Here is a 12,909-nt window from a genome sequence, read left to right as displayed (position 1 = left end):
CTCAACTATCACTATTATTGGTTTTGTAGCTAACACCCGCTTTAACCGATGTTGTAGCCGATTTATTTTTGCCATAAGCATTAGTCACGTTAATCGTGTAATTTTTACAACTTATCGTACTGGCATCATCTGCGTATTTTTCACGAATACAACCGCCCGTCGCTGATTGTTCACCTGATAAATCATCAATAACATCAATTTGGCTTTCAAAATAGAGATCATCTTCTAACTTTGTTTTATCCATTGACTTGTTTTCAGCTAAAAAATTTGAGCTACTTATTTTTCGATAAATCGCTTTATAAATAGTTTGAGAAACACCACCTACAGCTTTATCAAGTGAGCTAATTTGATCTGAGTTAGCCGCCGCTATTTTTTGATCCATCACACTACTACTCAGTAAAGTAACAGCCAATGAAGTAACCAGCGCAGTAAAAATTAACCCAGCAAATAAGGCGGCACCTCGCTGTTCAGTGGGCAACCCCATAACCTGTAAACGTCGATTAAAAAGCGGACTTGGCTTTTGGTTAATATTGTTTATTAGCGGTTTATTCATTGCTCTACCCACCCTTGCAAACCTTTGTTTGCGATATAGACCGTATTGGTAAATAACATTCTGCGGTAGCCGTCACCTTTGGCCGTAAATATCCAACTACCTAAATCGTATGAATTTTTATTTTGTAAACTTTCGTCAGGCGTTAACGCCCGCGCTAAAACAAACACTTTGGCCGATACAATAGCCATGCCACCAGATTGATCCCAATAATCACGGCTAGTTGCCATATCTGCCACGGGTAAATAAAAATTAGCGACACCATCACTATTATTATCGACCCCCATCAAAAAATTAATATATTCAATACCTTCAGCTAAATCATAACTGGTTAATCGACCGGCATTAGCCGCCGCGTCTTCTGCTTTTTCTAGCTGATAACGCGCTAAAATTGGAACACTAATACCACCTTGGTCTTCAATTCTGACGTAGTAAATTCGATTCTGGTATTCCATTATTAAATTTTTAGCCATGCTTGTATTAACCGACGCTTGATCATTGCCCGCGTAAAAATGAATTTCGTCGCGATTACTTTTTATGTAATAGCGTGTTTTTTTCTCATCACCGGGGTCAAGCTCGTCACTAATACCCCGCTTAATTTGCAAAATAGTGCTACCGGCTTTGGCATTCACGATGCAACCAAAGTCATCAACACCGGTTGCAATCATCATCCATAACGTCCGAAATGAAAAATCAGAGGTATTAGGAAAAGACCCATTATTGCCATTTTCGCCTGTACAATCTTCGGACACGGCCGAGGCATGTAAATTAGCATTCATCATGTTGCTGCCCGTGTATTCACCAAAATAACCATGCATCATTAAATCTTTGGTTAATACATTTAAGGCATACGTACCGACTTCTTGTAATTCGCCATTTTGCACTGTGTCTTCCGTTATCGAATCAGATGCAATAAATAAATTAATCATGCCGCCAAACACCACTAAACCTAATACGCCCGCGATGAGCATTTCGACTAAACTAAACCCTTTTGGTTTTAACATGCTGTGAGTTCCTTATTATTTAGCCTTAAAAAATATAAGCCGTCATGCTGACTTCGCGACGTTTTTTATCAACATCTGAACCACCACAATTATTACCACTTGCGACATTTGCATCTTTAGTGCCAAAGCGCCCTTGCCAACTCACAACAACCGTTACCGACCCCGCACCCGTTAAATTTGATGAGCCCGCAGCATTTGTTGCAGGTGTAATAACTATACAGCCAGTTGGGTTTATTAAGCCGCCAATTTTAATGGTAGAATCACCATTATCATCGGTAACCGTTTTAGTAACATGCCCTCCTCTAATGGCCTGATCCCATTGATAGATGTCGTATGTAGCAAGTTGTTCTGGGGTGCAGCTGACGGAGTTAGTCGTTGTGGTGGTTCGGTGGCACAACGTAACGTTACTCCATTCTTTAGAACCAAAATCAGTGCCTGCATATGAGGCTAATTGCGTTTTGTTGCCACGCATTCGTTCAATTATGTCGTGTGCTAACGCGGTGGCTTGTGCCCGTTGAATAGCGTCAAAACTATTTTTTTTTGCATGGCTTTGTATGGCGATTGAACCCACTACACCCGTAGTGAGTATTAACATTGCAACCATTAATTCGACTAACGAGAACCCTTTATTTGAACGCATATCGACAACCTATAAATTAAGACCTTTCGCGCTTAACAACGATTAATTCGATGTTAAACACGTAATCAAAATATTTAATTCATATCAAAGTGAGGTGAGATAAAAATCACCTTTTAATTACTTGGGTATAGGTATAAATGTAGTTCAAAAAAATGAAGATTGGCGAATAACCAAACAGTATAATTTGGTTAAAATAAGGAGAGAGTAAGTTTAAAAAGTTAAACTTACCTTGTGTCAATTCAGCTTTAAATGAGTACATCATAACCTCGTAGCGTTAAAATTGTGATTAACGCTAAATCACTAAGCAGTTACTAAACAGTTTAAGCTTAGTCGTGATTTTTAAAGCTGCCTACTTTTTGTTCAAAAAATGAGACGTAGTTAAAAGAATTAACGTAATTCTACCGGCAGAGCGAAAACAACATTTTCTTCTATACCTTGTGTTTCTGCCACATTAACACCACCAAACGATTTTAAGCGTTCGATAACTTGTTGCACTAAGATTTCTGGCGCTGAAGCCCCCGCCGTTACACCAACACCTTTTGCATTTTCAAACCAAGCCGTTTGAATATCGTTTGCGGTATCAATTAAATAGGCTGTCGCACCTAACTTGTCAGCCAGTTCGCGCAAGCGGTTTGAATTAGAGCTATTTTTAGCCCCAACTACCAGTACAACATCATTGGTCGCGGCTAATTGACGTACAGCATCTTGTCTATTTTGTGTTGCATAACAAATATCGTCTTTACGTGGGCCTTGAATATTTGGAAACTTAATGCGTAAAGCATCAATAACATCAGCCGTATCGTCGACTGACAAGGTGGTTTGTGAGCAATACTGTAAGTTATCAGGATCCTTAACAATAAGAGACTCGACATCAACCTCAGATTCTACGAGATAAATTCCGCCTTCATCATTAGCATATTGTCCCATAGTGCCTTCGACTTCGGGGTGACCTTGATGACCTATCAATATACATTCAGTGCCGCGTCGACTCGCACGATTCACTTCCATATGAACTTTAGTCACGAGAGGACAAGTCGCATCGAATATCTTTAATTCACGTTTTTTAGCTTCTTGCCGTACCGCTTGTGATACGCCATGCGCACTAAAAATAACGATGCTATCATCAGGTACTTCTGTTAATTCATCAACAAAAACTGCACCGCGATCACGCAAGCCATCTACAACATATTTGTTATGTACCACTTCATGACGTACATAAATAGGTGGATTAAATAACTCTATCGCACGCTCAACAATACTAATAGCACGATCAACACCAGCACAAAAGCCGCGAGGATTAGCGAGTTCAATTTTCATCTAAATAACCTTGTATAATATTTAACGCATTAATTTATCGTTAAAATTTCGACATCAAACGTTACGACTTGCCCAGCAAGTGGATGATTAAAATCAACAGTAACAGAATCACCCACAACTTCACGTACGATACCAGGGATCTCAGAACCGTCAGGGTTAGTAAAGGCGATAATCGCACCAACTTCAGCGGGTGCATCAGATCCAAACTTTGTTCGATCCATATGATATATATTATCAGGGTTAGGCAAGCCAAAAGCGTCTGCTGGTTCAAGTTTAACGGCTTTTTTATCGCCTTCTTTTAACCCAAGCAAACACTGTTCAAAACTCGGCGTTAACGAGCCATCACCCATTACAAATTTAGCGGGTTTATTGTTTACTTTTGTACTTTCTGCTGCTGAGCCGTCTTCTAATAATATAGAAAAATGAAGCACGACTTCGCTTGAACGATCAATTATTTTTGTCATTAACTTTGCTTAATTTTTATTTTCAGAGCTTTCTGATTTTTTATCGGAGGTAAATGAATCAAGAAGTACAAATCCAGCACCGATCACAATGGCCATATCCGCTACATTAAATGCAGGCCAATGGTAATTATTAATGTAAAAATCCAGAAAATCGACCACATAACCGTAGGCTACTCGGTCGTACAAATTACCTAAAGCGCCGCCGAGTATTAAACTAAATCCGATTGGAATTATTTTTTGTTCAGCCGGTGTTTTATATAACCAGTACGCTAATAAAATGGCAGCAGCAGCAGCAATGCCAGTAAAGAACCAACGTTGCCAACCGCCCGCATCAGCTAAAAAACTAAAGGCGGCCCCAAAATTTTGTACATAAACTAAATTAAAAAAGGGTGCATAATTAATTCGTTCGTATAACACTAAACTATCAAGAACGGCCAATTTAGTTGCTTGGTCAAGCACCAATATAACGAGGGTTAACCAAATCCATCGTAAACCCGTATTTTTAAAAACCTGCATTTAAAATCCTTTAAATATTTATGCAAATTGACGAATTTCGCCATCGCCTTCAATATTAGTTATGCAACGACCACAAATTTCTTCATGTTCAGGGTGACTACCTACATCATCTGTATAATGCCAACAACGATCACACTTTTTGCCAGTCGATTTACTAATGCTGACTTTAACATTGGCGTTATCAGTGGCTAACGCATCAGCTGGAGCATCAGCTAATTTAGCAACAGAAGCGCCCGATGTAATTAATACAAAGCGTAATTCATCACCTAACTTAAGCAGTGGTGTGTAAATATCGTCAGATACATAAACGACTATTTCAGCCTCTAACGCACTACCGACTAATTTATCTTTACGACTTTGCTCTATTACGCGGTTTACTTCTGGCTTTACTTGCATAACCGTTGCCCAAAACGCATCATCATATTCACTATCTTCAGCTTGACCAAATAATCCGTCATACCAGGTTTCAGTAAATACAAATTCCGTTTCTTTATGATTAGGCAACGTTTGCCAAATTTCTTGTGCCGTAAAGCTCATAATTGGCGCCATCCAACGAACGAGCGCTTGCACAATATGGTACATTGCGGTTTGACAAGAACGGCGGGCTAAACCATCTGATTTGGCTGTATATTGACGGTCTTTAATCACATCAAGATAGAAACTACCCATATCAATTGAACAGAATTGCATTAATTTTTGTGCAACACCATGGAACTGATAATCATCATAAGCAGCTAAAATATCATTTTGTGTTTCAAGTGCTTTTGCAACCGCCCAACGATCTAATGCAATGAGATCATCGTTAGCAACCATATCCGTTTCAGGATTAAACCCTGTCAAATTGGCTAATAAAAAGCGAGCCGTATTGCGAATACGACGATAAGCATCTGCAGAGCGTTTTAATATTTCATCTGATACCGTCATTTCAGCCGTGTAATTAGCAGAAGCAACCCACAAACGTAAAATATCAGCGCCCAATTTATTAACAACATTTTGCGGAGCAACCGTATTACCTAATGATTTAGACATTTTTTTACCGTGTGCATCCACCGTAAAGCCATGTGTTAATACTTGTTTATATGGTGGTTCGCCATTGATGGCTATGCCTGTCATCAGTGACGACATAAACCAACCACGATGTTGATCTGAACCTTCTAAATATAAATCAGCTGATTTAGTAAACGTTTCACGAGCGGCGATAACACACGCATGCGTAACACCTGAATCAAACCAAACATCTAATGTGTCAGCGACTTTTACAAACTCTTCAGCATCTTTACCGATCAATGTTTCAGCATCTAAGTCGAACCAAGCTTGAATACCTTGTTCTTCAACTTTTAATGCCACTTCTTCTATTAAGGCTAAGCTTTTAGGATGCAAGTTGCCTGTATCTTTATGAACAAACAAGGCGATAGGAACACCCCATGTGCGTTGACGAGAAATACACCAATCAGGTCGACTCTCAACCATGTTTTGAATACGCGCTTCACCCCAAGCTGGGATCCAGCGTGTATCTTTAATCGCTTCAATTGATTTTTCACGAAGACCCGCCTTGTCCATCGCGACAAACCATTGTGGTGTGGCACGGAAGATAATCGGCGTTTTATGACGCCAGCAATGCGGATAGCTATGCTCGTAAGCATGATGATGAACAAGCGCACCTTTTTCATTAAGTACGTCAACTACATCTGCATTGGCTTTGAATACATGCTTGCCTTCAAATAATGGCGTACCTTCTAAATACACACCATTACTGCCAACAGGGTTCGCTACTTCTAAGTTATATTTTTGACCAACAACAAAATCGTCTTGACCATGGCCAGGGGCGGTATGAACACAACCTGTACCCGAATCCGTCGTGACATGATCACCTAAAATAACCGGTACCGTAAAATCGTAAAAAGGGTGTTGAGCTTGTGCATGTTCTAAGGCTTCACCTTTAACAAAACCCAAAGCATGGTAGTGTTCAAAACCAAAGCGGTCCATAGCCGATTTAACTAAATCAGATGCTAAGATTAAACGTTCACTCTGATCACCGTTTTCCACTTGAACTAATGTATATTCAACATCAGGATGAATACACACGGCGCGGTTTGCGGGTAGTGTCCACGGAGTTGTAGTCCAAATAACCGTTGATATTTTACCTGTACCTGCTTTTGATTCGTCAGCTAAACTAAATTTACTCGCAATAGCATCATCGGTTAAAGTAAAGCGTACATCAATGGCTGGTGATTGTTTGTCTTGATACTCAACTTCGGCCTCTGCTAAAGCAGAACCACAATCTGTGCACCAATGAACAGGCTTAAAGCCTTTTTCTAAATGACCATTATCAATGATTTTACCTAATGAACGAATGATGTTGGCTTCAAATTTGAAGTCCATGGTCAAATAAGGATTGTCCCAATCACCTAATACTCCTAAACGCATAAAGTCAGCTTTTTGGCCATCAACTTGCGTTTGCGCATATTCACGACATTTTTGTCTAAATTGAGCGGCGGTTACTTTTTTACCTGGCTTGCCCACCTTCTTTTCAACTTTAAGCTCAATCGGTAAACCATGACAATCCCAACCAGGCACATAGGGCGCATCAAAACCTGATAACGTTTTGGCTTTTACGATGATATCTTTTAATACTTTATTAACTGCATGGCCGATATGAATATCACCATTCGCGTATGGAGGACCATCATGTAATATAAATTGTTCTGCACCCTGTCGAGCGTCACGAATAGCTTGGTATAATTTCTTTTCATTCCAGCTATTTAGCATTTTTGGTTCACGTTGAGCCAAGTTGCCACGCATTGGAAATTCAGTATCGGGCAAGTTTAAAGTATGTTTGTAATCACTCATTGAGTTGGGCATTCCTGATAAAAATCATTCACAGATTAGGTTAAAACATTAACACTTAAAATAAGCAATTATGTTTAATTCAATAATATATTTTTTAAAACGTGATACCGCTTTAGCCTTTGTTAGCATGAAGCCATTCTATAGCGAAAGCAGCATCAAGTTCAATTTGTTGCTTTAAAGCTTGAAACGTTTCAAACTTATGTTCATCTCTTATTTTGTGCTTAAATGTGACATCGAGCTCTTGCCCGTACAAGTCGCCACTAAAATTAAATAAATGCACTTCTAATTGCTGTCGAGCACCTTTAACGGTAGGACGAGTGCCAGCATTGGCAACACCATCAAAAATATGGTTTTTATACTTAACTTGCACGGCATAAACACCTTTAACGGGTGACACACAACGACGTAATAAAATATTTACCGTTGGAAAACCGATAGTCCGACCTTTTTTGTCGCCATGTACAACTTTACCAATGATACTATAAGGGCGCCCTAATAAATGCTCAGCTCGTTCAAAATCATTTTTATGGATAGCTTGCCGTATAAGCGTGCTACTAATGCGCTCTCCTTCTTGCCGACAAGAGGCGGTATCCGTTACCTGAAAACCAAATTTTTCTCCGGCTTGCTGCAACATCGAAAAAGTTCCTTTACGACCTTGGCCAAATCTAAAATCATCACCAACAACTAAATACTTCACACCTAATTTTTTAACTAATAGCGCTTCAATAAATGTCTCGGCTTGTATTTCTGCAAACGCGGGTGAAAAGCGTAAACACAACATTCGTTGAATATTCGCCGCTTTGAATAAATTATATTTTTCTCGCCATCGCGTTAAGCGTGCTGGCGCCGCTTCAGGATTAAACACTTCTGCGGGCTGCGGCTCAAAAACCATTACCGCGGCAGGTAAATTTAAGGCAGCCGATTGAGTAAGCACTTGTTTAAGTACAGCTTCATGACCACGATGAACGCCATCAAAATTACCAATTGTTAATACGCAGCCATGATGGCGGGCAGTCACACTGCTTAAATTACGGAGTAACTCCATATACCTACAACTTATTTTTTCGGGCTCGGATTATAACGCATACACGATTGACTTCAAGATAGACGATTAAATGCAGCCGGTTTAAACTGTTTTAAACGGGCTCCACTAACAAAAAGAGCCAAAATGTAGATTAAAAAGCCGCTGAATATTAAATAAACTAAGTTAAGAATCCGTTCAACCGTCGAATAGTTAAGCCATTCAACCGAATCTGGCGCATAAACAATCAAAAAGACAGCCATGATCAACACACTTAAAATAATACGAATAAGATTTGTTTTAACTTGTTTACCCATTGTGTAAACACCTTGTTTTCGCAATGTGTAATATAAAAAACCCGCATTAAATAATGCCGACATCGATGTAGCTAAAGCTAAGCCGACATGAGCTAACGGAAAAATCAAAATAAGGTTAAAAACCATATTCGCGATCATTGCTTTGATACCAATACTGACCGGTGTTTTGGTATCTTGTCTTGAATAAAAACCGGACGCGAGCACTTTAATTAACATGAAAAACAACAAGCCCGATGAATAAGCAATTAAGCTGTGCGCAGAATGCGTGACTACCGTCATATCGAACGCACCACGCATAAATAAAACCATCAGCATAGGTTCCGCTAGTAGCGCAAGCCCGACTGCAGAAGGTAAACCTAATAAACAGATCGTCGCAACGCCCCAATCCATTGTTTGTAAAAAATGAGTCTCGTCAGACTTAACATGATCTTTCGCTAATTGCGGCAAAATGACCGTTGAAATAGCGATACCAAATAACCCCAGTGGAAACTCTAATAAACGATCTGCGTAATATAACCAGCTAATTGATCCCGTTTGTAAAAAGCTAGCCAAAAAAGTGTCGAATAATAAGTTTATTTGACTAACCGATACACCAAATAGAGCGGGGATCATTAGCAGTCGTATCTTTTTAACACCATCATCATGCCAGCCCCAACGAGGTCGTGCGATAGCGCCTACCTTGAATAAAAAAGGCAGCTGAAAAAGTAATTGCACTAAACCGCCAAAAAAGACCCCCCAAGCAAGGGCAAATGCGGGTTGTTCAAATTGACCTAAAGTGGCGAATAGAATAATAACAATATTCAGCAAGACTGGCGTAAAAGCCGCAGCACCAAAACGCCCATAGGTATTTAATATCGCCCCCGATAAAGCAACTAAAGAAATAAAAAAGAGATAAGGGAATGTAATACGCAGCATGCTACTAGCCAAATCGAATTTATCAGCATTTGGCCCATCATGTAACCAATCAATAAACCAACCTGTGCCAAATAAAGCCACTAATACCGGCGCACAAATAACCGCAAACAAAGTAACCATTAAAATGATACACCCTAAGGTGCCTGACGCTTTAGCGATCAACAACTTAACTTCATCTTCTGGCTTTGTTTCTTTGTATTCGGCTAAAACAGGCACAAATGCCTGAGCAAAAGCCCCTTCGGCAAATAAACGTCTCAAAAAATTAGGGATTTTATTTGCAAAGAAGAAAACATCTGCAGCCGCACCAGCGCCCATTAAATTGGCAACAACGACGTCTCTAACCAAACCCAATACACGCGAGATCAGGGTCATAAAACTAAATATAAGACTGGATTTAATTAATTTTTTGCTCAATGGGGGATTACTTGTTTATGTATCGATAATAGATGGGCGTGAAGTTTATCGGCTTGATAGAAATAAACCTAGTTAATTTAAAGACCATGACGCTTTAACTTATACTTCAGTTAACCATTTAGCGTAAGATTTAAACGACTTGAAATGACCTATAGACAGCTTATTTTAAATTTTTCATAAAAATATAAGCATAAAATGATATTTAGATTGACTTACGGCTGAAAAAAAGGCATATTCCCCGCCCTCAAATAAGGGTAACCTATTTTTCGTTTAGGAGTTTGGTTTTGGCTAACATTAAGTCTGCTAAAAAGCGCGCAATTCAATCTGAAAAACGTCGCAAACACAACGCTAGCCGTCGCTCAATGATGCGTACTTACTTGAAAAAAGTAATCGCAGCGATCGACGCTGGTGATAAAGAAATTGCTCAAAAGGCATTATCTGACGTTCAGCCTATTTTAGACCGTTTTGCTACTCGTGGTTTAATCCACAAGAACAAAGCAGCTCGTCATATGAGCCGTCTTAGCGCTAAAGTTAAAGCTTTATAATTTATTATATTGTTCTAACTTAAAAAAACCGCCTTCGGGCGGTTTTTTTGTATCTAAAGTGCATAACTTTTAGTACAAAATACACCGGTTGTATAACTTTGGCTCTGGAATAACAGTTCCCCCTCAGTGCTTAACAAGGTAAACTCAATCAACTATCTGCAATCTGCACAACTCATTAAACAAACCTAATAAACATGAATTTACGTTTTTTCTGCTTAATCAGTCTACTCTCTTTACTTTTGGCTCGCCATGCAATCGCACAACCCGATCCAAATGCAGAGCAATTAAAAGAAATTGCAATGCAAAGTACACTTGCCTACGAACTCATTACTTCGTTAACAACCGAAATAGGTCCAAGATTGGCAGGTTCACCCAACGATATGAAAGCCGTGATGTGGGCAGAAAACAAACTTAATGCATTAGGTTTTGATAAGGTTTATAAACAAGCGGTTCCTGTGCGTAATTGGCAACAAAAAAGCGCAACCGCCACCGTAGACTCGCCTTTCAAGCACACATTAAATATCGTGGCTTTGGGTGGCTCAATTTCCACGCCAAAGGAGGGTTTAACTGGAGAGGTTATCCTATTCAAATCACTTGGTGAGTTAGTTGATGCTAACGTTGAACAAGTTCAAAATAAAATAGTGTTTATTTCAGTTAAATTACCTAAAGATAGGGTAGGCGATGCTTATACTAGCCTAGTCAACATTAGAACAAAAAGTGCCATTATTGCCGCAAGATTAGGCGCTAAAGCGCTAGTCATTCGTTCTATTGGTACAAGCAATACAAATTTCCCGCACTCTGGTGCCATGTTTTATGCTAAAAACACCCCTAAAATCCCCGCTGCCGCCCTATCAAATACCGACGCAGATCAACTTGAACGTATCCTCATGTATGGCGATAGTGTAAACATGAGCCTGAATATTCAAACATCAGAAAATAAATGGCTTAATTCATATAATGTCGTCGGTGAAATAACAGGCACAGAATCGCCGGATGAATTTATTGTATTAGCCGCTCATCTTGATTCATGGGATCAAGGCACGGGCGCAATTGATAACGCAGTAGGCGTTGGGATCGTAACAGCCTCTGCACATATCATTAAAAATTTCGCTCAACCACAGCGCAGTATTCGGGTTATTCTTTTTGCTAATGAAGAATTTGGTTCACGAGGTGCTAAACTATATGTTGAGAAAAATAAAAGTAATTTACAAAATATCATTGTCGCCGCAGAATCTGACTTTGGCGCAGGCACCATTTGGCGGTTTGATACTCGCTTTTCAGACGCTAAAATAAAAAATGCAGATATAATTTATGACTATTTATTGCCTTTAAATATTCAGCGCGGACATAATCAAGCATATGGTGGCCCTGATATTATTCATTTAGCTGATGCGGGTGTGCCCGTGGTTAGTCTAGTACAAGACGGTACGGATTATTTTGATTTTCACCACACAGCAAACGATACTTTAGATAAAATAGATATCGCTAACGTAAAACAAAATGTTGCCGCTTACAGTTTGTTTATCTTTAGCGTTGCCAATAGCGATATGGTATTTAGGTAAGAAAGGAAATAAGTATGGCTAATAAGCAAAAGTTACTCGACCAAGAAGCATATAATCGCCAACTCGCGAAAAAAAAGAAAGCGAATGCTATTGCCAAACAGCAAGCTACTATTCAAGCAAAAATGGCAGCAATTCAAGCAGCTGAAGCGGCTCAAAATGCGCCACCGGTCGTCGAAAAAAAGCCAGCAACACCGAAGCAAATGTTAAGCATCGGCGGTTTTATATTATTTTTACTGATTATTGTGCCGTACCCAAAACTTATAAAATATGAAAAGCTGAAAATAGTAACAGAGAGTATATATATACCGAGTTTTTTAGGCCTTACAAAGGGAAAAATTTTAGATTCTAATGGCACAGTAAATATCGATAATGGCGGAGAGTGGCTTTATATCTGCAATACCATTCAAACTAAACAAAATTGTCAGCGTTATTTATTAGTCGAGAAAAAAGGGATCTTTTCGGTGATCGGTAAGTTACTAGAATAACCCCAGTAGCGCCTAACGTCTTGTAAAGTGAAAACAGGTAAAATAAGTTTTGTCAGTTCTTACTTTTGTTCTATAAAGTTTAATAATAAAGCCTAATAACGTTATTCGTGATTTTTCCTAAAAAAGGTTAGTTGGGCACTTATCTCCCCACCCTAATTATTCACATTCAACAACTCGATTACCACATTCGGTCTAAGCAACTAATTGCAAACAGCCAACTCTTAAATTAAATTATATTAAATTAGTACATTTAGCTGAGTTAAAAACGAAAGTATATTGCACTATATTCACCGATAGAATAACCCGTTT

General features: G+C 39.2%; 12 protein-coding genes. 3 read left to right on the top strand and 9 right to left on the bottom strand.

The window, feature by feature from the left end:
* Position 1: 1 nt before the first annotated feature.
* From DPX34_RS07700 to murJ, 9 genes are all read right to left on the bottom strand, one after another.
* On the bottom strand, positions 2 to 553 hold the full coding sequence (locus DPX34_RS07700; RefSeq protein WP_111977831.1) for a pilus assembly PilX family protein: 552 nt from the start codon (positions 551 to 553) through the stop codon (positions 2 to 4).
* Positions 550 to 1,554: a PilW family protein gene (locus DPX34_RS07695; RefSeq protein WP_111977918.1), complete on the bottom strand. Its 1,005-nt coding sequence runs from the start codon at positions 1,552 to 1,554 to the stop codon at positions 550 to 552. The genes DPX34_RS07700 and DPX34_RS07695 overlap by 4 nt, the downstream gene beginning before the upstream one ends.
* 25 nt (positions 1,555 to 1,579) lie before the next feature.
* Positions 1,580 to 2,194, bottom strand: coding sequence for a type IV pilus modification protein PilV (pilV, locus tag DPX34_RS07690; protein ID WP_111977830.1), 615 nt, complete (start codon positions 2,192 to 2,194; stop codon positions 1,580 to 1,582).
* 387 nt (positions 2,195 to 2,581) lie between these two features.
* A complete protein-coding gene (gene ispH, locus DPX34_RS07685; RefSeq protein WP_111977829.1) occupies positions 2,582 to 3,511 on the bottom strand; it encodes a 4-hydroxy-3-methylbut-2-enyl diphosphate reductase in 930 nt (309 codons plus the stop codon).
* Positions 3,512 to 3,540: 29 nt separating this feature from the next.
* Positions 3,541 to 3,975, bottom strand: a complete 435-nt coding sequence (gene fkpB, locus DPX34_RS07680) for an FKBP-type peptidyl-prolyl cis-trans isomerase (protein ID WP_111977828.1) — start codon at positions 3,973 to 3,975, stop codon at positions 3,541 to 3,543.
* A gap of 9 nt (positions 3,976 to 3,984) precedes the next feature.
* Positions 3,985 to 4,491 carry a signal peptidase II gene (lspA, locus tag DPX34_RS07675; RefSeq protein ID WP_111977827.1) on the bottom strand — a complete coding sequence of 169 codons (507 nt, stop codon included), beginning with the start codon at positions 4,489 to 4,491 and terminating at the stop codon, positions 3,985 to 3,987.
* An 18-nt stretch (positions 4,492 to 4,509) separates the two neighbouring features.
* Positions 4,510 to 7,341 carry an isoleucine--tRNA ligase gene (gene ileS, locus DPX34_RS07670; RefSeq protein ID WP_111977826.1) on the bottom strand — a complete coding sequence of 944 codons (2,832 nt, stop codon included), beginning with the start codon at positions 7,339 to 7,341 and terminating at the stop codon, positions 4,510 to 4,512.
* A 112-nt stretch (positions 7,342 to 7,453) separates the two neighbouring features.
* Complete coding sequence (gene ribF, locus DPX34_RS07665) at positions 7,454 to 8,386, bottom strand: bifunctional riboflavin kinase/FAD synthetase (protein ID WP_111977825.1); 933 nt, start codon at positions 8,384 to 8,386, stop codon at positions 7,454 to 7,456.
* A gap of 53 nt (positions 8,387 to 8,439) precedes the next feature.
* A complete protein-coding gene (gene murJ / locus DPX34_RS07660) occupies positions 8,440 to 10,008 on the bottom strand; it encodes a murein biosynthesis integral membrane protein MurJ (protein ID WP_111977824.1) in 1,569 nt (522 codons plus the stop codon).
* Between the two features lie 284 nt (positions 10,009 to 10,292).
* On the opposite strand from murJ, the gene rpsT reads away from it, so the two are divergent.
* The 3 genes from rpsT (at position 10,293) to DPX34_RS07645 (ending at position 12,600) form a co-directional block, all read left to right on the top strand.
* Positions 10,293 to 10,553 (top strand): 30S ribosomal protein S20, encoded by a 261-nt coding sequence (gene rpsT, locus DPX34_RS07655; protein ID WP_111977823.1) that lies wholly within the window; start codon positions 10,293 to 10,295, stop codon positions 10,551 to 10,553.
* A gap of 194 nt (positions 10,554 to 10,747) precedes the next feature.
* Positions 10,748 to 12,115 carry a M28 family peptidase gene (locus tag DPX34_RS07650; RefSeq protein ID WP_111977822.1) on the top strand — a complete coding sequence of 456 codons (1,368 nt, stop codon included), beginning with the start codon at positions 10,748 to 10,750 and terminating at the stop codon, positions 12,113 to 12,115.
* Positions 12,116 to 12,129: 14 nt separating this feature from the next.
* Positions 12,130 to 12,600, top strand: a complete 471-nt coding sequence (locus tag DPX34_RS07645; RefSeq protein WP_111977821.1) for a hypothetical protein — start codon at positions 12,130 to 12,132, stop codon at positions 12,598 to 12,600.
* The last annotated feature ends 309 nt before the right edge of the window (positions 12,601 to 12,909 follow it).

The organism is Algibacillus agarilyticus, assembly GCF_003286125.1.
In the GTDB taxonomy this organism is placed as follows: domain Bacteria; phylum Pseudomonadota; class Gammaproteobacteria; order Enterobacterales; family Alteromonadaceae; genus Algibacillus; species Algibacillus agarilyticus.
This window is presented reverse-complemented; position numbering and strand designations above follow the sequence as displayed.